This is a genomic window from Streptomyces sp. NPDC001153 (genome assembly GCF_053598315.1).
Genome location: NZ_JBSFJZ010000027.1, coordinates 85,105 through 108,141 on the forward strand (window position 1 = coordinate 85,105; position 23,037 = coordinate 108,141).

General features: G+C 69.1%; 17 protein-coding genes and 4 pseudogenes. 10 read left to right on the forward strand and 11 right to left on the reverse strand.

The window, feature by feature from the left end:
- Nucleotides 1–13: 13 nt before the first annotated feature.
- Nucleotides 14–886 (reverse strand): aldo/keto reductase family oxidoreductase, encoded by an 873-nt coding sequence (locus ACWDEN_RS28470; protein ID WP_450860549.1) that lies wholly within the window; start codon nt 884–886, stop codon nt 14–16.
- A 131-nt stretch (nt 887–1,017) separates the two neighbouring features.
- Here ACWDEN_RS28470 and ACWDEN_RS28475 point away from each other — a divergent pair, with 131 nt between their 5' ends.
- Nucleotides 1,018–1,440, forward strand: coding sequence for a winged helix-turn-helix transcriptional regulator (locus ACWDEN_RS28475; RefSeq protein WP_450860551.1), 423 nt, complete (start codon nt 1,018–1,020; stop codon nt 1,438–1,440).
- 257 nt (nt 1,441–1,697) lie between these two features.
- On the opposite strand, the gene ACWDEN_RS28480 is transcribed toward ACWDEN_RS28475, so the two are convergent.
- Together ACWDEN_RS28480 and ACWDEN_RS28485 are read right to left on the reverse strand one after the other, a co-directional pair.
- The gene (locus ACWDEN_RS28480) at nt 1,698–2,513 is read right to left on the reverse strand and encodes an alpha/beta fold hydrolase (protein ID WP_450860553.1); all 816 of its coding nucleotides are present in this window, start codon (nt 2,511–2,513) and stop codon (nt 1,698–1,700) included.
- Nucleotides 2,514–3,273: 760 nt separating this feature from the next.
- Nucleotides 3,274–3,882, reverse strand: a complete 609-nt coding sequence (locus ACWDEN_RS28485) for a TetR/AcrR family transcriptional regulator C-terminal ligand-binding domain-containing protein (RefSeq protein ID WP_351602200.1) — start codon at nt 3,880–3,882, stop codon at nt 3,274–3,276.
- Between the two features lie 87 nt (nt 3,883–3,969).
- Here ACWDEN_RS28485 and ACWDEN_RS28490 point away from each other — a divergent pair, with 87 nt between their 5' ends.
- Both ACWDEN_RS28490 and ACWDEN_RS28495 read left to right on the forward strand, forming a co-directional pair.
- Nucleotides 3,970–5,625 (forward strand): FAD-dependent monooxygenase, encoded by a 1,656-nt coding sequence (locus tag ACWDEN_RS28490; protein WP_450860555.1) that lies wholly within the window; start codon nt 3,970–3,972, stop codon nt 5,623–5,625.
- 410 nt (nt 5,626–6,035) lie between these two features.
- Nucleotides 6,036–6,578 carry a GPP34 family phosphoprotein gene (locus tag ACWDEN_RS28495; RefSeq protein ID WP_450860557.1) on the forward strand — a complete coding sequence of 181 codons (543 nt, stop codon included), beginning with the start codon at nt 6,036–6,038 and terminating at the stop codon, nt 6,576–6,578.
- Nucleotides 6,579–6,689: 111 nt separating this feature from the next.
- Here the strand turns inward: ACWDEN_RS28495 and ACWDEN_RS28500 are convergent, their stop codons facing one another.
- Nucleotides 6,690–7,436 carry a TetR/AcrR family transcriptional regulator gene (locus tag ACWDEN_RS28500; RefSeq protein ID WP_450860558.1) on the reverse strand — a complete coding sequence of 249 codons (747 nt, stop codon included), beginning with the start codon at nt 7,434–7,436 and terminating at the stop codon, nt 6,690–6,692.
- Between the two features lie 96 nt (nt 7,437–7,532).
- Here ACWDEN_RS28500 and ACWDEN_RS28505 point away from each other — a divergent pair, with 96 nt between their 5' ends.
- On the forward strand, nt 7,533–8,585 hold the full coding sequence (locus ACWDEN_RS28505) for an amidohydrolase family protein (RefSeq protein ID WP_351602207.1): 1,053 nt from the start codon (nt 7,533–7,535) through the stop codon (nt 8,583–8,585).
- Nucleotides 8,586–8,868: 283 nt separating this feature from the next.
- Here ACWDEN_RS28505 and ACWDEN_RS28510 read toward each other — a convergent pair.
- Nucleotides 8,869–9,537: pseudogene (locus tag ACWDEN_RS28510) on the reverse strand (DNA glycosylase AlkZ-like family protein); the annotation flags it as partial.
- Here ACWDEN_RS28510 and ACWDEN_RS28515 point away from each other — a divergent pair.
- From ACWDEN_RS28515 to ACWDEN_RS28525, 3 pseudogenes are all read left to right on the forward strand, one after another.
- Nucleotides 9,531–10,139: pseudogene (locus ACWDEN_RS28515) on the forward strand (helix-turn-helix transcriptional regulator); the annotation flags it as partial. The pseudogenes ACWDEN_RS28510 and ACWDEN_RS28515 sit on opposite strands and share 7 nt — an antisense overlap.
- Nucleotides 10,037–10,295: pseudogene (locus tag ACWDEN_RS28520) on the forward strand (Tn3 family transposase); the annotation flags it as partial. The pseudogenes ACWDEN_RS28515 and ACWDEN_RS28520, both read left to right, overlap by 103 nt.
- A 65-nt stretch (nt 10,296–10,360) precedes the next feature.
- Nucleotides 10,361–10,752 (forward strand): annotated as a pseudogene (locus tag ACWDEN_RS28525) (YbhB/YbcL family Raf kinase inhibitor-like protein); the annotation flags it as partial.
- Nucleotides 10,753–10,852: 100 nt separating this feature from the next.
- Here ACWDEN_RS28525 and ACWDEN_RS28530 read toward each other — a convergent pair.
- Nucleotides 10,853–11,641, reverse strand: a complete 789-nt coding sequence (locus ACWDEN_RS28530) for an SDR family NAD(P)-dependent oxidoreductase (RefSeq protein ID WP_351602210.1) — start codon at nt 11,639–11,641, stop codon at nt 10,853–10,855.
- Nucleotides 11,638–12,558, reverse strand: a complete 921-nt coding sequence (locus ACWDEN_RS28535) for an alpha/beta hydrolase (RefSeq protein ID WP_351602213.1) — start codon at nt 12,556–12,558, stop codon at nt 11,638–11,640. Before ACWDEN_RS28535 ends, ACWDEN_RS28530 begins: the two co-directional genes overlap by 4 nt.
- Nucleotides 12,559–12,650: 92 nt before the next feature.
- Between ACWDEN_RS28535 and ACWDEN_RS28540 the strand changes: the two genes are divergently transcribed.
- Together ACWDEN_RS28540 and ACWDEN_RS28545 are read left to right on the forward strand one after the other, a co-directional pair.
- Nucleotides 12,651–13,070, forward strand: a complete 420-nt coding sequence (locus tag ACWDEN_RS28540; protein WP_351602216.1) for a MarR family winged helix-turn-helix transcriptional regulator — start codon at nt 12,651–12,653, stop codon at nt 13,068–13,070.
- Nucleotides 13,071–13,277: 207 nt separating this feature from the next.
- Nucleotides 13,278–14,133 (forward strand): IS5 family transposase gene (locus tag ACWDEN_RS28545; protein WP_450860606.1). Its coding sequence is split into 2 segments (ribosomal slippage): nt 13,278–13,448 and nt 13,450–14,133, totalling 855 coding nucleotides; the frame shifts between segments, so codons are not numbered across the junction.
- Here ACWDEN_RS28545 and ACWDEN_RS28550 read toward each other — a convergent pair.
- Complete coding sequence (locus tag ACWDEN_RS28550; RefSeq protein WP_450860561.1) at nt 14,125–15,294, reverse strand: FAD-dependent oxidoreductase; 1,170 nt, start codon at nt 15,292–15,294, stop codon at nt 14,125–14,127. The genes ACWDEN_RS28545 and ACWDEN_RS28550 overlap by 9 nt on opposite strands.
- Before the next feature lie 259 nt (nt 15,295–15,553).
- Between ACWDEN_RS28550 and ACWDEN_RS28555 the strand changes: the two genes are divergently transcribed.
- Nucleotides 15,554–16,147 carry a TetR/AcrR family transcriptional regulator gene (locus ACWDEN_RS28555; protein ID WP_351602347.1) on the forward strand — a complete coding sequence of 198 codons (594 nt, stop codon included), beginning with the start codon at nt 15,554–15,556 and terminating at the stop codon, nt 16,145–16,147.
- 204 nt (nt 16,148–16,351) lie between these two features.
- On the opposite strand, the gene ACWDEN_RS28560 is transcribed toward ACWDEN_RS28555, so the two are convergent.
- From ACWDEN_RS28560 to ACWDEN_RS28570, 3 genes are all read right to left on the reverse strand, one after another.
- A complete protein-coding gene (locus ACWDEN_RS28560) occupies nt 16,352–17,446 on the reverse strand; it encodes an IS110 family transposase (RefSeq protein ID WP_450860563.1) in 1,095 nt (364 codons plus the stop codon).
- Nucleotides 17,447–18,025: 579 nt separating this feature from the next.
- Complete coding sequence (locus ACWDEN_RS28565) at nt 18,026–20,464, reverse strand: SpoIIE family protein phosphatase (RefSeq protein ID WP_450860565.1); 2,439 nt, start codon at nt 20,462–20,464, stop codon at nt 18,026–18,028.
- 67 nt (nt 20,465–20,531) lie between these two features.
- Entirely contained in the window at nt 20,532–22,994 is a 2,463-nt protein-coding gene (locus ACWDEN_RS28570; protein ID WP_450860567.1) for a SpoIIE family protein phosphatase, read from the reverse strand.
- Between the last annotated feature and the right edge of the window lie 43 nt (nt 22,995–23,037).

A 23,037-nucleotide genomic window follows, 5' to 3' on the forward strand; every position in this document is an offset into this window, starting at 1 on the left:
ACCTGTGTGTTGTTCAGTGGCCGATGCTGTCCAGTTCAGCCACGTCCTCGTCGGAGAGGGAGAGCCCGGCGCCTGCAATGTTCTCGCGCAGGTGGGCGGTTGACGAGGTACCAGGGATGAGCAGGATGTTCGGCGAGCGTTGCATCAGCCAGGCCAGCGCGACTGACATCGGCGTCGCCTCCAGCCGGCTCGCGACCTGCGAGAGGGCTTCGGACTGCAGCGGCGTGAAGCCTCCCAGGGGGAAGAACGGCACGTAGGCGATGCCGTCGGCGGCGAGGTGGTCCACGAGGTCGTCGTCGTGGCGGTGGGCGAGGTTGTACATGTTCTGCACGCACACGATCGGGGCGATGCCGCGTGCCTCGGCAATCTGCTCCGCGGTGACGTTGCTGACGCCGAGGTGACGGATCAAGCCCTCTCGCTGGAGGTCGACGAGCGTTTCGAATGCTTCGGTGATCGAGCCGGGCTGGGGGCCCTCAGTGTCGCCCATACGCATGTTGACCAGGTCAAGCGCCTCGACGCCGAGGGATTCGAGGTTCTCGTGGACCTGCTTGCGCAGGTCTTCGGGGCGCCGGGCCGTGGGCCAGCCGCCCTGCGCGTCGCGGGTCGCGCCCACCTTGGTGGCGATGAACAGAGACTCCGGGTAGGGGTGCAGCGCTTCGCGGATCAGCTCATTCGTGATGCGTGGTCCGTAGGCGTCGCTGGTGTCGATGTGGGTGATCCCGAGGCTGACTGCCTCGCGCAGGACGGCCAGGGCGCCGTCGTGGTCAGCGGGCGGCCCCATGACCCACGGTCCGGCGAGCTGCATCGCGCCATAGCCGAATCGGGTGACGGTCGAGTCACCGAGCGTCCAGGTTCCGCCGGGAAGAGGTGTGGAGGGCGTGTTCATCGTGATGCCTTTCACTTATTGCGAGGGGTGGTGTCTCCGGCCCCCTTGAACCAGCATTGGAGACAAACTTCCCATCGGGAAGTAGGCACTCTGAAGTGCCTAACTAACCCAGAGGGTGCGAGGCGGGATCAATGGCGACGACGAAGGCCGACAAGAAGGCGGAGTACAACGCGTTTCTGGCGGTGTGCCCCAGCCGTCAGCTCCTCGACCGGATCTCAGACAAGTGGGTCGTCCTGATCCTGTGCGCACTGGGCGGTGACGCGTCCGAACAGCCCGGCGCATCGCACGCCCCGACGGCGATGCGCTTCTCCGAACTCGCCCGGCTATTGGCCGGCGTCAGCCAGAAGATGCTGACCCAGACCCTACGAGCCCTCGAACGCGACGGCTTGCTCACCCGCACCGCGACACCCACGGTCCCCGTCACCGTCACCTACGAGCTGACCGACCTCGGCCTCTCACTTCACCATCTGACACGCGAGCTCAGACAGTGGGCGCAGACCCACATGGGCCAAGTCATCGCTAACCGCGAGAAGCACGACGCACGAGCTTCCTAGCGTGGACGGCGTTCTCCGTCTCTGCTGCGGGCTGAGATGAACCTGACCTTGCGTGACGTGCAGTGGACGCGGATCGAGCCGCTGTTCCGGGACCGGACGCTGCGACTGGGCTGAGGCCGGAACGACGAGCGGCTGATCCAAACGAAGACGCCTGGTTGATGCGGGCCATGAGGTTTCTCCGCGGTACTTCGCGCCGCCCACCACCTCGCCAGGGCCTTGCGCACAGCGCCGTCGGCCCTGATCACCTGTGCGCCTGCCTAGCGGACCCGGTTCGCCATGTCCTCGATCGTCTTGATGACGACGTCGGGCCGGTCGATCGGGATGTCGTGAGAGCTGCGATCCGCCACGACCAGGCGGCGGTTGGGTTCTGCGCTGACGAACTCCTGCTGGGCTTGTCGCCACAGTTGGGCGTCGACGGGTGTGGGGAAGGGAGTCTTGGCGGACACGATCGCGGTGGCGGGCACGCTCTGGGGCCAGGACAGCTTGTGGTAGGCGCGGTGTACGGGCCCGTAGTGGTCGGCCTCGGCGAGGAGCTGGCGGGTCGCCCGGGTCTGCGGGTGCTTCTTGAGCGCTACGATCTGCTGCTCGTTCGCGGCAACCAGTTTGGCGGTCTCGCCGTCGGTGTAGAACTCGGGGAGGCTGGCGTCCACGAGGACGGCGCCGTTGATCCAGCGCGGGTGCTGCCTGACGAAGTATGTCGCGATCTCCCCGGCGAGGGAGTGGGAGACCAGGACCACGTTCTTGGTGACTCCCAGCTGCGTCAGGCCGGCCGTGAGGTCGGAGGCGGCGTTCTGTGCCCTCCATGGCCCGGGTACGTCGCTGCTCCTGCCTTCCCCGGTGCGGTCGTAGGTGATGATCTCGGACCCGGTCTGCTTCGCGAGGACGGGCACGATCTTCTTCCAGTACGACGCGTCGAGGCCTCCGCCGGCGTCGAGGACGATGGCCGGGCCATGGCCAGGCGTCACGTAGAACGCCAGCTTGTGACCGTGGTTGGTGATCATGTGCAGTGAGGGCTGGGCGACGGTCGTTGCCGTCGGGGACGCCGAGGACGCCGTTGCACTGGTTCGGGACACGGTTGTAGCCGGTTGCGCGTTCTTTGCAGTGGCTGCGTCGCAGGCGGTGAGGCCACAGGCGGCGACTGCGATGGAGGCCAGGGCGAGCGTCGCGTGCCGTCGTCGCCGACGCCGTGCGGTGGGACTGGGCATGGGGGTTCCTTCCGCGAGAGTGGAGGAGGAGGTTGAGGCCGACCGTCGGCGACCTCGATGTGTCGAAAGATTTCGACGTCCCAAGCCTCGTCGTCCGCAGAGACGACCGCGACGGTGCACGCCCCCGAGAAGTGAGGGGGGACAGCCCCACCACGAGAGACTGGCTGCGCATTTGGCAGAAGGCTGAGTGGGTGCCCACGGAGAACGTTCACCCATTGAGGCTCTTCAAGCTCATGTCGGTCGGCGAGGATCAGCGTTTGAACGGCCTTGACTTGGGTGCCCTCCGGGCTGGGGGCTGGAGGCTCTCGACGAAAGATGGGCCGGGATGTCGAGACCGGCGTGGGGGCTCCGTTTCAGGGGCAGATGCGGTCAGCGTGGGCGCACCATCCCCCCTACCGGCAGGACAGTCACGCGCAAACTCATCGTCCAGCAGTGGGTTACCGTCGACAACATCGCCGCGGAGGAGGACGGCGGGCTCAGCTTCGTGTCAGGGGAGCCCTTTTCCGAGACCACGAACCCTGCGTTCAAGGCAACTCGGTGTGGCTGGCGCCGATGGCGGCGTCACGGGCCCTGGCTTGGGGGTCGTTTCGGCGCGTCGGGGCTGTGTCCCAGTTCGCTTGATTTTCCGTCAGTTCGGTGCGGGCGCCGCACCGTCGAGGACGAGGTCGATGATCCGCCGGCTTGCCTGTTCCGGGTCGAGCTGGTCGGTGCTGCCCGATGCCATGCGGGCGAGGAGGGGGGAGACGAGCAGGTCGGAGATCAGGTCGGGGTCGACGTCGGGGCGGATCTCTCCTCGTTCTACGCCGCGTCGTAGGACACGGTTCATGGCTTCCCGGCGGGGGGTGACGATCTCCTCGAAGTAGCGACTGTGCAGCCTGGGGAAGGTTGCGGCCTCGGCGTTGAGGGCGCGCAGCATGCTGCTGGCTCGTTTGTCGGCGACGCGCTCGGCCAGAGCCTGCAGCAGGAGTGCGAGGTCGCCGCGGGTGTCTGCGCCGGTCGGCGAGGGCCGCCGTTTGTTGATCGTCTCAAGCACGTCAAGATAGAGCTCGTCCTTGGTCTTCCAGCGCCGGTAGACGCTGTTGCGCGAGACGCCGGCCTGCTTGGCGATGGTCACCAGCGACAGGCCGGTGAGGGTGGCGCCGGCGGCCACCATGTCGAGGACCGCGTCGATGATGGCCGTGTCGGTGGCAGGGTCACGCTGGCGGCCCCCGCGGCGGCTGGGGAGTTCCGTGGTCACCCCGGTAACGATACAACCCTGTTGCGTTTGGGTGCCGCCCTGAGGAAATAATGGAACAGACCTGTTCTGTTTCTTTTGGGGGTTCCGATGTCTCTGCCCGGTTCCACCGTTCCGGCCACCGGAGTCGGCACCAAGACTGCTTCGGCCACTGCCGCTCCACCGCTGGCCGCCCGTGTCCCGGTCCTGATCGTGGGCGGCAGCATTGTCGGGGCTTCGGCCGCGCTGTTTCTCGCGGCCCGGGGCATCACCCCTGTCCTGGTCGAGAAGCACTCCGCTGTCTCGACCAGGCTGCGCGCCAAGCTGTTCTATCCGCGCACGATGGAGGCATACCGCTCGGTCGGCGCCGACCGGGACGTGTACGCCATCCAGAACCGGCTCCCGCCGGCCGACCACGCCGCGGCGGTCGCCTCACTCAATGGCCCGGAGTTGCGGCGCTGGCGGCTGCCGGCCGCACAGGACTTCAGCAGCGTCTCCCCCTGCCCCAGCGCCTTCGTCAAACAGGCCGATCTGGAGGAGGTCGTCCGCGCGCACGCCCGTGCTGCCGGCGCCGACCTGCGCCTTGGCCACCGACTTCTCGAACTGCGCCGTCACGACGACCACGTCGTGGCGGTGATCCGCGGCGTCGACGGTGCCACCTACACCGTGTCTGCCGACTACCTGCTGGCCGCGGACGGAAACGGCAGCGCCATCCGCGAGGGCCTGGGCATCGGCCGCAGCGGCACCGAGGCGGTCGCGCACATCATGGAGATCGGTTTCGAAGCCGACCTGCGCCAAGTGCTCGACGGCCGCCGGCTCGCCCTGGCCTTTACCGGCCCGCCCGAGCACGCGTTCCTGAGCTGGAACACGGCACAGGACCGCGGGACGGTGTCGGTGGCCTACCCCGAAACCACGGATCCAGCCACGTTCGACGACCAGCGCTGCCGCGGCATCGTCTCTCGCGCGCTCGGCCTGCCGCCATCGCACTTCACGCTCACGGGACACCGGCCCTGGCAGATGGGCGGCTGGCTGGCCGACTCCTATCGTGTCGGCCGGATCTTCCTGCTCGGCGACGCGGTCCACGTCACCCCGCCGACCGGCGGATTCGGCGCCAACACCGGCATCCAGGACGCATGGAACCTCACCACCAAACTGGTCTCGGTCCTGCGCGGCCACGCCGACCCGAGGCTTCTGGAGGACTACGAACCCGAGCGCCGCGCAGTGGGCCGGATCACCGTGGAACAGGCGCTACTGCGCGCCCGCGACCGCGCCCAGGTCCCGATCGAGGACCGCCCACTGCTCAGCGAGGCGGCAGTGGCCATCGGCTACCGCTACCCCATACCCGGCGCCGCCACGGTCGCCGGCCTGCCGACGGCCGACGAACCGGACCGCTGGCACGGCGAGCCCGGCACCCGGCTGCCGCACGTGCTCCTCCCCGGCAAGGACGGGCCCCGCTCCACGCTCGACCTGGTCCGCGCCGGCCGCTACCTGATGCTCGCCGGCCCCGAAGGACGCCCCTGGACCAGAGCCGCACGCGAGCTGGATCCGCACCGCGCCTTCCTCGACACGGCACTCCTGCCCCGTCGGATCGCCCCTGCAACGGCACGCCCCACCGACACCTGCGGCATCGGCGACCACGGCGCACTGCTGGTCCGCCCCGACCACGTGATTGCCTGGCGCACTGCCCACGCCGCCCCGGACGCTCTCACGGTCCTCGCCGCCGCCACGCGACGAGCGTTGGGGGCCGACCGTCCCGCACCATGCTGAGCAGGTTCGACTGGCGGCGACAACCATGTACGCGGTCGACCTGCGCAGCCACCGGTCGAGCGACCCGCTCCGGTACTCCGTCGAACGCACGTGGGACGACCTGGTTCCGCAGGACCTCGGATCAAAGAGATGGCCGGACGTTTCCCGGACTGCCGGATTGTCACCATTCCAGGGACGGTGACCTGGTCCATGACGCGATGCAGGGTCAGTTCACTGACGCTGTCGTGGGATTCGCACGGCCCGTAGAGTCCCGTGTCCACACTGCCAGGAAACGGTGGGGTCTGGTGATCGATATATCGAGCACACGCCACCTGTCGCTTCTGGCAGACGGCGACGGGGTGTGCGATGGCCGAACTCGGTGACTCGCGCTCCGCCGAACGCTGCTCACCCCGCCGCGGAAGAAGTCCAGGGTGTTCGGTCTCGACGTCTACCACCTGAACAGCAGGATCGAACTGCTGCACACGGGTCCCACAGGTCTTGCCTGTGGCGACGAGTTGGTGATGGAACTCGAAGGCGAGCGCACCCCTGCCCAGAAGCCCGTGCCTGTTCACCGGTGGGTCCGACGACGCTCCCACGCGGCGTTCGCGCTGCACCGCAACGCCCTTGTCGAGCAGGGTCTGCTGAGCCCGGGACATAGCCCGATTCTCAGGAGGCCGCGCTACCACCCGAACTCACGCGTCCGCGATGCGCTGATCTGCCACCTGCAGGCGGTCTGCCAGGGCGAGAGTCCGCTGGATGCGCACATGCTGTTCCCGCTCGCCCTCGTAAAGGGCGCCCAGCTGAGCCGGGAGTTCGGCCTTAGCTGGAGCCGACTCCAAAAGCCGGGCGTGGTGGACGGCGTGGGGCCGGCGGCTCATCTCCCTGAAGACCTGCGGGACGCCAGCATCGTCCTCGGTGCCTTGGTGCCGACTCGGGAGAACAACGGACCTGGCCCCACGCAAATGAGTACATAGGTGTTGTATCCCCTGCCCGTTGGAGCGGGCAGGCCATCCGCAGCTGGACCCGTGACCCGGCCAAGACTGTGCGCCGACCGCAAGCATCCTGGCCGACGGACCAGTTGACGTCTAACCATCCGATGACAGGCGGTCGAGCCACTCGCCCAGGAGGAGTTGCTCTGCGCCGCTCAGCGCCGTCTGCTCGGGCAGCAAAGCGCGCAGGGTCCGGGCCGCTTCGGCCGGACCTGCGACTTGCACGGCAGGCTGCTGGTGGGTGACGGCGGCGACCATCGACTCGCGCATGGCGATGAGCAGAGCCGGGTCGCGCTCGTCCTCGGGCAGAGAGAGCCAGGTCAGCACGGCGCCGCGCGCGGTGGCGTGAATGAGGGCGGCAGCGAGCTTCTCGTCGACGCGTAGCCAGCCGCCGGCGGCGAGGCGGCGGATGCGCCCCATCAGGATCTGCATGCCGGCCTGGAAGGCGGCCGATGTCGTGCCGCGTTTGGGTTCGCCGTACATCAGTACGTACAGCGCGGGGTTGGCGAGTCCGAACTCGACGCTGAGGTTCCAGCCCGCGCACAGGTCCGCGACCGGGTCCAGTTCCTCGCGGAGCGGTTGCTTGGCCGCAAGGAAGGTGGCGTAGCCGTGTTCCGCCACCGCCTCGAGCAGGCCGTCCTTGTCGCCGAACAGCCGGTAGATCGTCGGCGCCTGCACTCCGGCCGCCGCCGCCACCGCGCGGGTGGTGACCGCGTCGCGCCCTTCGCGCGCGAGCAGGTCAGCCGCGGCGTCGACCACCCGCCGCCGGACCGGCTCGCGAGTGCCCACCCCGCCCTCCGACTCGGTGGCTGGTGTGTCGCCGACCTTGGACCCCTCATGCATGAATCAACGATATCACCGAGCCCGTATCACTGATGTTTCCCGTGATAGCGTTCCTGAGATATCAATGGAAACAACGGCTGACGCGAGGAGAGTGACATGCCCGAGAAGCTGCGCATCGTAGGACTCGAGGAACACGTGGCCCTGCCGGTCCTACTCGATGCCTGGGCGCGAGCGGGAGTACCCCGGATTCCGCAACTCGGATACGGCGACGAGCCGTTCGCCCAGCGACTGCGCGACGTAGGCGAGCGCCGCCTGGCCGATATGGACGACCAGGGCCTGGACGTCGCGGTGCTGTCCCTGGCCTCACCCGGCGTGCAGAACCTCGCGGCCAAGGACGCCGTGCACGTCGCGGGTGAGGCCAACAACGCGCTCGCCGAGATCGTCGATGCCAACGCGCAGCGGTTCCAGGCGTTCGCGGCCATCCCGACACCCTCGCCGGAAGCCGCGGCGGCGGAACTGGAGCGCGCCGTCACGCACCTCGGCTTCCGCGGTGCGATGCTCTACGGGCGCACCGGCGACAAGCCGGCCGACGCGCCGGAGTTCGACGACCTCTACGCCACCGCCGAGCGCCTGCGGGTGCCGCTGCACTTCCACCCGCAGACCCCCGTGCCGGCGGTCCAGGAGGCGTACTACTCAGGTCTGCCAGGCGGAGTCGGACGCGCGCTCGCGACCGCCGGACTGGGCTGGTACTACGACCTCGGCGTGCAGTATCTGCGAATGATCTTCTCCGGCGTCTTCGACCGCCACCCCGGACTCCAGGTCATCGCCGGCCACTGGGGCGAGGTCGTTCTCTTCTACCTCGACCACATCGGCGTCCTGCAGGACATGGCGAAGCTGGAGCGGCCCCTGGCCGACTACTTCCGGCAGAACTTCTGGGTGGCGGGCAGCGGCACGGTCAGCGAGCGCTACCTCCGGTGGACGGCCGAGGTGGTCGGGACCGACCGCATGTTGTACTCGACCGACTACCCGTACACCTTCGGGACCCGGCCCGGCGGCTTCCCGTACCTCGACACCAGTGGTGGTGTCGCGCGCTCGTTCCTCGAGCAGGCACGGTTCACTGAGGCGGAGAAAGCCGCCATCGGCTCCGGCAACTGGGAAGGGCTGACCGGCCACGTGACCACGGGCCGGGGAGGCCGACGGTCGGTGTGATGTGTGCATTGCACGTAGGGTGTGGGCGGCCACGAGGGCGGGCGGTGGCGCATCGACGTTCTGGACCCCGGCCGGCACGTCCGGCTGACCGGACCGCCCTCACCTCGGACTTCGCGGCCCCGGGCGAGATCACCGTCTTCGACCGCGCCCTCGTCACCTTCGCGTCCGCTGCTGGGGCGGGTGCGGACACGGCCCGCTTCGGTAGAGCGCGGCGCCGACCTCGATGTACCTGTCGTACGCCTGCCGAGCGTGAGGCGGCTGAACTCCACAGCGCCTTGGCGCCTCACCGCTGCTGCCGCAGGTCGGACAGTGCCGCGGTAACTGTGATCTCTACATGGTCGATGCCCTGATCCAGGAAGGTGGTCAGGGCGTATGCCCTTCTTCGACCGCTTCCTGCTCCTGGGGGGAGAAAGGCTGCAGTGGCGTGATGCGGAGTTGCTGGTCATGCATGGTCCAGGTGGCGGCGACGCGTCCGTCGACGAGCACGGCGCGTTGGCCTGCGACGGACAGGCCGAGATGGGCGTCGTCGATGATGCGGCCGCGGTCGTGGTGGCCGAGGATCGCGTTGTCGAATGCCGGGAGCAACCGGACGGGGGCGGGTGTGTCCGGGGCCGGGCGTGGTGCGTCGGGCAGGTCGAGGAGTTCTCGGCCGCGTTCGTCGCGGAAGGTGACCAGCTCGTCCCTGATGGCTTTGACCGCGGCGGGGAGCCCGGCCAGACCGCTCCAGGCGCGGATGTCCGCCGCGGCGGCGGGCCCGCATGCGGCGAGGTAGCGGCGCACCCAGTTGCTGTCCGACAGGATCGTCGGCGTCGTCGGGCAGCGGGACGATGTCTCGTCCGAGCCAGCTGGTCAGGGGCAGATTCCGCACGCCGGCTGTCGTCTCCCACAGACCGCGTGGGGGAAGCTGGGCCATCGGGATGAGGGCGGCGACAATGAGTTCGCCCAAACGCCTCCAGGATCGGCAAGCAGCTCCTCGCGGAGTTGAGCCGTGTCGTCCACGCCCGCGAGGAGCTGCGCTTCGACTACGGGCACGATGCCACCGGCCCCGTCGAGCAAACCCGCCGGACACAGCCCCACCACCTCGTCACCTGGCCCGGCCACTGGTACCTGATCACCTGGGACCTCGACCGTGACGACTGGCGCACCTTCCGCGTCGACCGCATACGCCCCCGCACCCCCACCGGCCCACGCTTCACCCCACGCGATCTCGCCGCCGATGACGTGGCCGCGTTCATCACCGGCCGATTCCGGGGAACTGACGGCTCCACCGCCGACTGGCCCTGCCACGGCGAAGTCATCCTCAACCTCCCCGCCCAGGCCGTGGTCCCCTTCGCGCACGACGGAATCGTCGAAGAACCCGGCCCCGACCGCTTCCGCCTCACCCTCGGCTCCTGGTCATGGACCGGTCTCGCCGCCGCCATCGGCCGCTTCGACACCGACATCCAAGTCATCGGCCCACCCCAACTGGCCACTGCGTTCGCCGCACTCGCCGTGCGCTACGCCAACGCCGCACGGCCGTCGTCGACCCTGCCGACGACACCTACCGGCGGCTGATGCACAAGCAGCTCACCGTCCAGGAGTCGAGCCGGAAGCTGCCACGCGGCATCTGCCTTGGCAAGAAGGGCATCATCCACCAGGCATACCGGGATGGGATGGAAGACAACTCGGCACGCTCGGCCTGGCCTGAAGGCCATGGTGCTCTGCACGACGCTGGGGTCCCTGTCGGCCGCATATCGCCACCCCGCCACACAACACGGCATGAAAGAAACGACGCGATGATCGCCACCGACCCCTTCACCCGGCTCCCCGAGGCGGCTTCCCTTCACCGTCATCAGCGCCACCGTCACTGACGGCGCGGCCGGATCGCCCGAGCAGTTCTCCGGGATCTTCGGCGTCCCGGGCGGGAAGGATGTCTCCCCGTAGCTTTCCTGGAGCGGCGCCCTGGAAGGGAAGGCACCAAGAGCTACGCCGTCACCGTCTACGACCCCGACGCCCCCACCGGGTCGGGGTTCTGGCACTGGGCGGTCGCCGACATCCCCGCCATCGTCACCGCTCCGCCCGAGGGCGTCGGTGACGACACCGGCTCGGGCCTGCCCGAGAGTGCCTTCCAGCTGCCCAACGACGCCCCGCCGCCCGTTTCATCGGCGCCGCCTTGTCGGCCGGGTACCGGAGCAGCGTCTGCGAGCTTCTCCACCTTCGGCTTCGCCCGCTCGCCGACCCGCCCGTCAGCTGGCCGATCCAGCTGCCCGCCGGTGCCTGAGCCCGGTTCACGGGGCTGGGCGCCTGTATCTGGGGGCGAGTTCGGCATGGTTGCCCTGGAGCAGCAGGGTGGGTTCGGTGTCTGTCCAGCGTCGGATCACGTCGCGGTCCTCGATGCCGGGAACGCACAGCACTTCGCCCTGCCGGTGGGCCGTGAGGAGGGATTGGGCGACGTCGGGGGCGGGCATGGCCCGCGGGTCGCCGTGGTTGGCGCCCCCGGACCATTCGGTGTCGACCAGGCCGGGGCACACGACGGTGGCACTGACCCCGGTCCCGCGCAGTTCGCCTGCGAGGCTTCGGGTGAAGCCCACGACGGCGGACTTCGCGGCCACGTAGAGGGTGCGCGGGAAGCCCATGTCGAGGCCGGCGCTGAAGGCCAGCAGGGAAGCGACGGTGATGATGCCGCCGGAGCCCGTGTGCAGCATCGCCGGGAGTACCGCCCGGGTGAGGGTGATGTGCGCTGTGGCGTTGAGCCTCCACAGGTGGTCGACGTCGTCGGGGGTGAGGTCGGCCAGCGGCGTGTAAGCGCTGGTACCGGCGTTGGAGACCAGCAGGTCCACCGGGCCGTCCTGGACGCGGTCCGCCACGGTGCGTAGGCCCTGATGGTCGGCCAGGTCAGCGGGCAGGATCTCGACCCGGCTTCCCGCCTGGCGCAAGGACTCGGCCTCGGCGGCCAGTTTGTCCTCGCGGCGGGCCACCAGAATCAGGTCGTAGCCCTGTGCTGCGAGCAGCCGTGCTGTGGCGGCACCGATGCCGCTGCTGGCTCCGGTGACCAGCGCCGTGGGCCGGCCGGTCATGCCACGACCTGCGTCGGCGAGGCGGCCGGGTCCAGACGGTCACGCAGGAAGGCCGCGGCGCGGTCGAGTGCCGCGGCAGCCTCGTCCAGGACGGCGGCGAACGCCTGGAAGACGTGCGGTGCCCCGGCCACGACGTCAAGGGTGACGTCGACGTCGCCCTCCGCGGCACGCGCGGCCAGGCGCACCGCGTCGTCGAGCAGGACCTCGTGGCTGCCGGCCTGGACGAGCATCGGTGGGAGGCCGCGCAGATCGGCGAGGGCAGGGCTGGCCAGCTCGCCGCGCGGGTCGGCGTCGCCCAGGTAGTCCGCGGCCCGCACGCGCAGGGCGGTGGCCGTCATCGACGGGTCGACCTCGGCCTTGGACTCCAGGCTGCGGCCGGACTGGGTCAGATCCACCCACGGTGACAGCAGCAGGGCCGCGGCGGGTTGCGGCAGCCCTGCGCGCCGGGCGGCCAGCAGGGTCGCCATCGCCAGACCGGCCCCGGCCGACTCCCCCGCGACGGCGATCCGCAACGGGTCGCCTCCGGCGTCCAGCAATGCACGGTAGGCCGTGAGGGCGTCGTCGACGGCGGCTGGGTAGCGGTGCTCAGGGGTGAGCCGGTAGTCGACGGAGATGACCTCGGCGCCGGTGCGGCGAGCGAGGTTGGCAACCAGGTTGAGGCTGGTCTCCGGGGAGCCGACGGCGTAGCAGCCGCCGTGGAAGTGCACGATGGTGGCGGTCGGGACCGTCCCCTCGATACGCACCCGCAGAGCGGGGACCCCGCCGAGTACGGTCGGCTCGGTTTGCACGTCGGCGGGTACCGGAGCGGCGGTGAGCATGGCGCGGTACACCGGACGCATCTTCAGCGGATCCTGTGCCAGGTCGAGCGGAGAGCCGCGCAGCAGGGCAGTGACCTTGTCCATCTGGATGGTGCTCATGGCTGTCGTCCTCAGTGTTGGAAGCCAGGTTCATTAGAGCTAAGATATTAAGCACTATGAACCATGACGGCAAGGCATTGAGGAGCGGATCGGTGAACAACGAGGACTTCCTGCGGCTTGTGGTGCGCGCCCAGATCCACCTGTGGAACGAAGCAGACACCGCCCTGCGCACGACCCATGACCTGCCGCTCGCCCACTACCTGCCGATGCGCGTCATCGCCCAGACCCCCCACTGCCGTGTCCAGGACATCGCCGACCAACTCGCCATCACCAGCGGCGGCGCCAGCCAAGCCGTGGACCGGATCGAAAAGGCCGGCCACGTCCAGCGCCGGCCTCACCCCACCAACCGGCGCTCCTCCATCGTGGAACTCACCGCGCAGGGACGCGCGCTCCTGGACGCCGCCGCCACCACCCTCGACCAGGAGATCGAACACCGCCTGGCCTCACTGCCGCCGGCCGCCCGCGACCAGATCACCGACAGCCTCACCGCGCTGCTCACCGAACACCGATGAAGTGACCCCACGAATCCCGTGCCAGGTCCGGTACCGACCCGGTCTCGTCGAAGGAAGCCTCACAGGCACCGGACTCACCGCTTGATCGGCAGGAGTTGTCTGGACGAGCGGAGGTGCTTGCAGCCATGCAGACTCGGCTAAGGACTGGGATCAGAATGACGTGTTCGCGGCTGGGGAATGACGGGTTGTCAGTTCGTTGTGCGTGCCATGCAGGGGGCGGGTGCGGCCGAGACGCGTGGTGGGAGCAAGCCGTGGCTGGTCCAGGACGGGCTGTGGGAGCGAATCGAGCCGCTGCTGCCGGTGGTCGAGCGGCGTTTCCGGTATCCGGGGCGGCGGCGGATCGGTGACCGCCGGGTGCCGTGCGGGATCCTGTTCGTTGCTGTACACCGGCATCCCGTGGCGGCACCTGCCGCAGGAGCTCGGCTTCGGCTCGGGGATGAGCTGCTGGCGGCGGCTGCGGGACTGGAACGATGCCGGGGTGTGGCAGCGCCTGCTCGAGTTGCTGCTCGCCGAACTACGTTCGGCCCGGATGCTGCACTTCTCCCGGGCCGCCGTCGGCTCTTCGCACGTACGCGCACTGATACGCGCACTGAAAGGCGGGCCGGCCACCGGACGCTCCCCGGTGGACCGGGCCAAGACCGGCAGCAGGCACCACGTGATTGTCGACGCGCATGGCATCCCTCTGGCGGTGACCCTGACCGGCGGAAACCGCAACGACGTCACCCAGCTGATCCCGCTGATCCAGGCCGTTCCACCGATCCACGGCAGGTGCGGCCAACTGCTGCGTCGCCCCCAGCGCCTCTACGCCGACCGCGGCTACGGCCATGACGTGCACCGTGACCGGGTCCGCCGGTTGGAAATCACCCCAATCATCGCTCGACGCGGCACCGGGCACGGCTCCGGTCTCGGAATCCACCGCTGGGTCGTGGAGGGCGCGGTCGCGTTGCTGCACTGGTTCCGGCGCCTGCGTAGCCGCTGGGAGATTCGCGACGACATCCACCAAGCCTTCGTCACCCTTGGCTGCGCCATCATCTGCTGGCGTCGGCTGAAGACCTCACTGTGATCCCGGTCCTTGGGGCGGGGCGTCGCTGTCGCTGTCGCTGTCGAAGTCGGGTACGTCAGTGGACAGCAGGTGCTCGGCGCCGTGTTCGAGGACCTTGGCCGTCTCGGTGGAGCGGGGGAGCATGGTCTTCTCGTAGGTGCGGATGGCTTCGTCGACGGTGGCGGCGTTGGCGAGGGCGAGGGCGAGTTCGCTGGCGTCGAGCATGGCGAGGTTGACGCCGACGCCGAGCGGGGGCATGAGGTGGGCGGCGTCGCCGAGCAGGGTCACCGTCGGGTTGTGTTCCCAGGTGTGCGGCACCGGGAGGGCGAAGAGCGGGCGGTGGACGTAGGGGCCGTCGTTTTCGGTGATCATCCGGCGCATGCGGGGCGACCAGTGGGCGTACTCGTCGCAGAGCACGGTGCGGATGCCGTGAGTGTCGTCGGTGGTCAGGCCGCTCGTGCTGATCCAGTCGACCGGGACTCGCTGGATGATGTACACGCGGATGTGGTCTCCGCTGTTGCGCTGTGCGAACAGGCCACGCTTGCCGTCGGCTGCGTGGGCGCTGCCCCAACCGACCAGCTCGGCAATATCGGGGTGCCGGTTGTCGACGTCGGAGAACCATGCCTCCAGGAAGCTCACCCCGGTGTACTGGGGGACGGCGGGGGACACGGCCGGGCGTACCCGGGAGAAGGCGCCGTCGGCGCCGATGACCAGATCGGTCTCGATGGTCGTACCGTCGGCGAAGCGCAACTGCCGCGGCCCGTCGGTGGGCCCGCTGATCGTGTCGAGGGCGCGGCCCCAGTGCACGGTTCCCGGGTGCAGGGAGTCGAGGAGCAGGCTGCGCAGCTGGCCGCGGTCGATTTCCGGCTTGAAGAGCTCGTCGGTCTCGGGGACTTCATGGGACGTGATCTGGCCGGTGGGGTCCATCTGGCGCATTTCTTGCCCTTCGGGGCGGGCCAGCTGGAAGAACTCGTCGAGCAGCCCGGCTTCGCGCAGGGCGATTTGACCGTTGTCGGCGTGCAGGTCGAGGGTTCCGCCCTGGTTGCGTGCGTCGGGGCTCGGGTCGCGGTCGTAGACGGTGACCGCGATGCCGCGCTGCTGGAGGATGCGGGCGCAGGTCAGGCCGCCGGGTCCGGCGCCGATGATGCTGATGCCGGCGCGGGCGGGCTCTGGGGAGTTCATGGTTGTTCCTTTCAGTCGACGAAGAGGGGGCATCGGGCGAGCAGACCAGGGCGTTCCGGGTCAACCTCGGTCTCGGACGGGCCCCGCAGCGGGGGTGCCCTTGATGAACGAGACGGCGACCAACTGTGCGGTGCAGGCGATCTGCATGCCGGCGAGGATGTGCCGCTCGGCCAACAGCCACACCCACAAAAGCAGATCAAATCAAAAAGTGCAACGAGTCAACTTTTCTAATGGTTCGACTATCGGATACACTCAAGTCATGACCGTTCCCCCCGTCGGCCGCCGCGAACGCAAGAAGGCGGCCACCCGACAGGCGATCGCCGACGCCGCGCTGCAGCTCTTTCTGGAGCGCGGTTACGATCAGGTGGGCATCCGTGACATCGCCGACGCCGCCGACGTGTCGACCGCTACGGTGTTCAAACACTTCAGCGGCAAGGAAGCGCTGGTGTTCGACGAGGACGAGGACCGGGAGTCAGAACTGACCGCCGCAGTGCGGCAGCGGGCATCCGGCCAGAGCATCCTCGATGCCCTCCGACAGCACGTCCTCGACACCTGGCTGCCGATCGCGGCGCATCCACAGATGGCCGAGTTCACCAACCTGGTCGACTCAACGCCGGCGCTACGCGAGTACGCCGAACGCATGTGGACCCGGCACACCGACGGCCTCAGTGCAGCCATCGCCGACGAGATCGGCGTGGACCACGACAACCTCGCATGTGCGGCTCTTGCTCGATTCGTACTCCAGATCCCGGTTCTCGCTCGCGGCCGGCAGGACCGCCGGGCCGCCGTCGAGGAAATCTTCGACATCCTCACCCAGGGCTGGGAACCGCCAAGCAAGCCGCCCACGCCGTAGCGCCTGGGCTGTTTCCTGAGCCCGCCCGCCCCCACCGCGCGTCTTGGCCGCACCCACCCCTGCCTGGCAACGAGAACTGGCAGCCCGTCATTGATCGCATCAAGTCCCTGGGTCGTGTGTCCGGCGTTGTAACCCACCTGTTCAGAAGCCCCGCCAGGCCGCACCCGCGGGGCTTCTCATCGAGTGCCGCTCTCACAGACGCCCCTATAACGCGGGGGTGCTGGGCACCGGTCTGACCAGGTTAAAGACCTCGCGGGCGGCATACCGTTTGAGGCATCGGATGATCTCAGGTCGCGTCTTGCCCTCCTTCGTGCGGCGTTCGTAGTACGCCTGGGTGCGGGGGTCGTGGCGCAGGCGGGTGAACACGATGCGGTACAGGGCGGCGTTGGCCTGCCGGTCGCCGCCGTGGTTGAGCCGGCGCGTGCTCCGCCGGCCGGAGGAGTATTCGATGGGGCTGACTCCGCAAAGGGCAGCAAAGGACGTCTCGGAGCACAGCCGCTCGGGATTGTCCCCCATGGTGATCAGGGGAGTGACGGCACTGTCCGGGCCGATGCCCATCGGTACGAGCAGTTGCGGCGCGTGGCGTTCGACGAGCCGGGTCAGGCGTTGGTTCAGCTCGTTGATCTGCCCGGTGAGCTGCTCGATGCGTTCGGCGAGCATGCGTAATGACATGTGGGTGGCCTGGGCCACCGCGTCCTCGTCTCCCCCACCATCGGGTGGGCTGAGGGTCGCGCAGGTGCGGAACAGCTCGGCATTGCCCAAGCTCGACAACCGTTCCCGCAGGGCGGGGTCGGCGACCACTAGGACGGCCTTGAGCTGGTTGATCGCCTGTGTGCGGGCCTTGACTGCGGAGTCCTTGGCGAGTTTGTAGATCCGGGCGCTGTGCACGGGTCCGTCGCCGGATTTGGCCTGGGCCCGGGTGCGACCGCTGAGCACGGCTCGCGCTGCGGCCTGCGCATCGAGCGGGTCCGACTTGCCGAGCAGACGGCGGGCCGTGCGGTCGGGCCGGTTCACTTCGAACACCTGGATCTGCTGGGTCAGCAGGTAGCGGGACAGGCCCGCGCCGAAGGTACCGGTGCCCTCCACACCGGCCCGGCGCACCGTCCCCCGCTTGCGGGCCCACACGAACAGCCGACGGTAGCCAACGGCCGTCGCCGGAAAGGACTCTGTGCTCAGGACCTTCCCCAGCGGGGAGACCACGGCGGCGACGTGAACCTCGCCGTGCGTGTCCACGCCCAGGACGACCTCACTCCGATTGGGCGGATCCGTGCTGGAGGTACTGCGCTCTCTGGTCGTCATGGTGGTTCGCCTCCCACGTGGTGACGTGCTGGGTGGATGGCACCGGCCCGCTCGGGCGGTCTGAACCGTGATGGCGCCTGGAACTCGGCAGGGCCCCTATTGGGACACGCCCTGTGGCTCGGTGACAGCAGAAGCCATCCCGCAACGACGGTCGACAAGCCTGTGACTGGACACTTCGGTCAAAGATCTCAAGAGTCAGACCCCCGTCCGGGACGGCATCGCGCAACCGTCCCATCGATCCCGGCGCATCGGCACGTCCCGACCACAGCCGGATGGCTTCGCCCGAACCAATGCCCAACCTGGCCGGAGCAGGCTGAGAATGAGTTGACTGCCCGCCCACTCGTGACCGGCAATGGCGGACAGCGGTCTGGGCCGCCTTACGGTCGCCCTCCATCGACCATCTCTCGGAGCGTCAAACGAGCGTCACGGTCCGGCCTGCCCGCACTTCCACGGACCGCGCTGAAAGGAAGGCTCCACTGGACCGGCGACCTCAGGAGTCAGACCCCACCGTAGGGCAGCACCCACCTGGTGTTCTCTGTCTATCCGGCTTGCAGCCACGTCAGCCGGCTCCGGGCGTGATCAGTGGGCGCGCGCGATGGGCTGTTCGGACCAGATGGTCTTGTGGTTCTGGCCGTGGCGGCAGCCCCAGCGCTCGGCGAGTTGGGCGACGAGGAACAGGCCGCGTCCACCCTCGTCGGTGGTGTGAGCGCGGCGCAGACGGGGTTGGGCGGTGTTGGAGTCGGTGACCTCGCAGACCAGAACGTGGTGGCGGATCAGTCGCAGCTCCGCCGGCGGACGACCGTAGCGGATCGCGTTGGTGACCAGTTCACTGACGATGAGTTCGGTGGGGAAGAGGAGGTCGTCCAACCCCCACGCGGTGAGTTGGCGGGTCGCCCATGCCCGAGCGCCCGAGACGGCAGCCGGATCAGCCGATATCCGCCAGTGAGCGGTGTCCTCGGCCGGTACGGCGCGGGTACGTGCCAGCAGCAGGGTCGCGTCGTCACGCGGTGCTGCGTCCACCAGGTTGTCGAGGAGGGCCCTGCCGGTCTCGTCCAGGGCGCGGTCCGGGCGGCAGGAGGTGGCGAGCGCATCGGTCAGCCGCTGGAGCCCGTCGCCGACGTCGTGCGCACCTCGGTGGACCAGGCCGTCGGTGTAGAGCGCGAGGACGCTGCCCGGTTCGAGATCGATCGTGGTCGTCTCGTACGGCATGCCGCAGACGGCGAGGGGTGGCCCCGGCAGGATGTCGACGGCTTCGGCACTACCGTCGGGCCGTACGAGTACGGGCGGCGGGTGCCCGGCACTGGCCATGGCGCAGCGTCGTGTGACCGGGTCGTAGACCGCGTACAGGCAGGTAGCGCCCGTGCCGTCGTGGTCGCCAGGCGGTGCTTCCGCCGCAAGGCGCTGAACCAGGTCGGCGATCCGCGTGAGCAACTCGTCCGGCTCCAGTTCGAGGTCGGCGAGGGTCTGGATGGCAGCGCGCAGACGGCCCATGGTGGCACTGGCGGGTATGCCGCGGCCGATCACGTCTCCGGCGACGAGGGCCAGCCGGAGAGCGGGCAGGGGTATGGCGTCGTACCAGTCGCCGCTGGTGCCGCCCCCACGGTTTGTGGGCAGGTAGACGCCGGCGGTCTCGGCTGCCGGAGTGTCGGTCGTGGCCGGGGGAAGGAGTCTTTGCTGCAGGGCCATGGCCGCTCTGTGCTCGCGCGTGTAGCGGCGGGCGTTGTCGATGGCGAGTGCTCCCCGTGAGGCGATCTGCCTCATGAGATCCACCTCGTCCGCGGTGAACGGTTCGGAGGGGCCGGTTCGCCAGACCACGATCGCTCCGAGTGTGAGGCCGCCGGCGTGCAGCGGTGCCACCATCACCGCCTGGACGTCGTGCGGGAGGAACTGCTCGGCCGAATGTGGACCGCCGATCAGGGCGATGTAGTCGTCCCGGTCGTAGACGACCGTCTCGCCGTGCTGGAAGCGGCGCAGGAGGGGGTGGTCGGACAGGGATGGGACGAGGTTGCCGCGCTGGATGCCGGGCGGCCAGTCCGCGGTGGCCGGCGCCAGGGCCGCGTTGCGTCGATGCGGATCTCCTCCGCCCAGCCGCTCGGCGGGTTCGTCACCGTCAAAGACGGCTTCCGCAAGGTCGACTGCTGCGAGATCACCGAAGGTGGGTACAAGGACGTCCGCGAGATCCTGGGCGGTCCGCAAGACATCCAGGGAGCCCCCCACCCGCTCGGCGACCGCGTGGGCAAGATCCAGCTGTCGGCGGGCACGCAGTTGGTCGGTGTCGTCTATGTACAGGGCTGCGACTCCTGCAGGGCGTCCTCGCGCGTCCTCCAGTCGGAAGGCGGACAGCGACAGCGCGTGTCGCCGCGCCGGATGGTGTCGCCAGCTCACTCGCTGGTGCCTGTGGATCACCGGGACGCCCGTCTCGAGCACCTGCCGCAGTACCACTTCGATGGTCTCGGCGTCCTCGGCCCACAGCACGTCGCTCAGTCGGGCGCCGGGCTGTATGGGACGGCCGTCGGGAGTGTCCGGCATGGCGTTCGTCTGCACGGTGGTGAGATCCGTGTCGTGCAGGGCGATCGTGATCCGGTTCTGCGCGGTCAGTGCGCGCAGGAGGGCTGCGCCGTGCCGGTGGTCGGCGACGTGAGGAGTGGGGGCTGCGAGCACGAGGAAGTCCGCCGAGCCGCTCACCCGTGTGGTCCGGAATGTAACGTCGATCGTGTTGCCGCACTGGTGACGCAGTCGTACCCGGCCGGTCGCCGGCACTTGTGCGGCACTGCGCGGGTCGTGCGGGAGGTCGGCCACGAGCTCCCGCACGGGGCGGCCGTGAACCTCGTCGGCGCAGAACCCGGTCAGGTCCTGTGCTGTGCCGGTCCACCCCACCACCGTGCCCCGATCGTCGAGCACTGCCGCGGCCAGACCGTCGAAGGCGGGCGGCCGGCCGCCGGGGTCGGCGCCGAAGACGCTCGTCGCACCTCGAAAGGCGCCTGCCGGGTCGGCGATTTCAACATCCGATGGGTCCATGTCTCTGGCTTTCATTACGAGGTTCCGCGACTACGGCAGATGGGGATCCTGTGGCGGCTGTCGGCGCTCAGCGGGCACCTGTTGGGGATGGCAGGTCCTGTTCGGCCCAGACGACCTTGCCGTCTGTCACGGAGCGGAAACCGCACCTGTGCGACAGCCGACCGACCAGGTGAAGGCCGCGGCCGTGCTCGTCGAGATTGCCGGGATGGCGGGAGCGTGGCTGACCAGTGTTGGTGTCGGAGACTTCGCAGGTAAGCACCCGGTGCTGGATGAGCCGTAGGCGGATCGGGCCGTCGCCGTGGCGGATCGCATTGGTGACCAGTTCACTGACGAGCGACTCCACGGCCGTCACCAGCGGCTCCAGACCCCATTCACGGAGTTGACGGGCGGCCAGACGCCGGGCCGTCGGGACGGTGACGAGTTCGTTCGGCAGATCCCAGGACGCGACTTGGGCGGGTGGCAGGGCGCGCGTCCGCGCAAGGAGCAGGGTGACGTCGTCGGCCGGTGCCTGCGCCGACAAGGTCTCCATCGCCCGCGAGCACAGGTCCTCCAGGGCGGCACCGGGCTGTGCCAGGGCGGCGCCCAGACGCCGCAGGCCGACGTCGATGTCCTCGCCGCGGGACTCCACCAGGCCGTCGGAGTAGAGGGCGAGCACGCTTCCTTCGGGCAGTTCCAGTTCCACGGACTCGAAAGGCACCAGGCCGAGACCGAGGCCCAGCGGGGCTCCGGCCGGCAGGTCGGGGACGGTGACCCCGCCCTGTGCGTCGACGACCAGGGGCGGCGGATGCCCGGCCCGTGCCAGCGTGCACCGTCGGGAGACCGGGTCGTAGACGGCGTACAGGCAGGTGGCACCGACGACCGCGGGAAGCCGGTCGGTGTCGTCGGCGTCCTCGTCGTTCAGTCGCCGGACCGTGTCATCGAGGTGCGCCAGCAGTTCGTCCGGGGGCAGGTCGAGGTCCGCGAGCGTGCGCACGGCGGTGCGCAACCTGCCCATGGTCGCCGCGGCGTTGATGCCGTGTCCCACCACATCGCCGACGACCAGGGCCACCCGTGCGCCGGACAGCTCGACCACATCGAACCAGTCGCCCCCCACACCGTGGTCCATGTCGGCGGGCACATAGCGCGAGGCGACCTCGATGGCAGCACCGCCCTGCACCCGGTGAGGGAGCAGGTCGCGTTGCAGCGCAAGAGCGGCGGTGCGCTCGCGCGCGTACTGGAGCGCGTTGTCCAAACAGAGCGGGGCCCTGGTGACCAGCTCCTCGGCGAGGAGCAGGTCGTCCTCCTGGAACGGCGTCTGTTCCGTGGAACGGCCGAACAGCGCCAGTCCCAGCACGCAGCGCCGGGCACGGATGGGTACGACCATCAAGGAGTGGACGCCGCTGTCGCGTACCTTCTGCGCACGCGTCGGATCGTGGTCGACCCAGGGGCCGGCATGAGTGTCCAGCACCGGTTCCAGGTGAGATCTGCCCGTGCGCAGGACGGCGGCGAACGACGAGGTCGGGGGGACGTGGATCACCTCTTCACGCACCGCTGGCATCTCCAGGACACCCTGGTCGACGGAGGCCACCCCGGCACGGCGCAACACAGGGCGGCGTCCGCTCGTCGTGCCGATCCGTGCGGCGGGCTCGAGTCCGAACGGAACCGACTCCACCAGGTCGACGACGGCGTGGTCGGCCAGCAGGGGCACGGTGAGCTCTGCCAGTTCCTGGGCGGTCTGCATCACGTCGAGGGTGCTGCCGATGTGCGTGCTGGCCTCGCTGAGGATGGCGAGGCGCTCGCGCGCCCGCTTGTTTCCGGTGACGCCCACGGTCATGGAGCACACGCCCAACGGGGTGCCGTCCGCGCCCTGGAGACAGAAGAAGGAGGCGGAGAACGCGTGCTCGCGGGGCCGGTCCGCAGGCGGCCACGCACGGTACTCGTGCACCGTCGTCGTACCGCTCTCCAGCACCTGTCGCATCACGACCTTGAGCGCTTCGGCCTCGACGGCGGGCAGTGAGTCTTTCAGACCGCGCCCGAAGCGTCGGTGACGAGGCACGCCGTCGTGCCGCTCCATGGCGTCGTTCACCCAGACACAGCGCAGCTGCGCGTCATAGACGACGATGCCGATCGGGGCTCGGGCAAGGAGCGACTCGCGCACCGGTCCCCCGGTCGCCCCCGAGGACAGAGATCCTATGTCCGTCACGGACGCCAGCCACCGGGTGTCGTCGCCCTGTCCCCGTAGCAGCGAGACCCGCAGCGTCATCCTGAGCGTGTGGCCGTCGCGGCGGCGTATCGCGACGGTGCCGGACCAGCCGCCCCGCGCACGGCACTGCTCGGCGAACGCCGAAGCCCGCCGTGCGTCCTCGGGAGGCGGCAGCACGTGTACGGCGGACCGGCCCACCACCTCCCCGGCGGCATAACCGACGAGCTGTTGGGCGGCGTGCGTCCACCCCACGACGATGCCCTCGGCATCGATCATCGCTATCGCGGCATCGGGCACCTCGGGGAGGCTCACCGGCTCGGCGAGGAGGGTGTGGTCAGTGTTGGTCATCGCGGTCCATCCCATCGGTGCGGAAGTAGGAGCGTCGGCATGT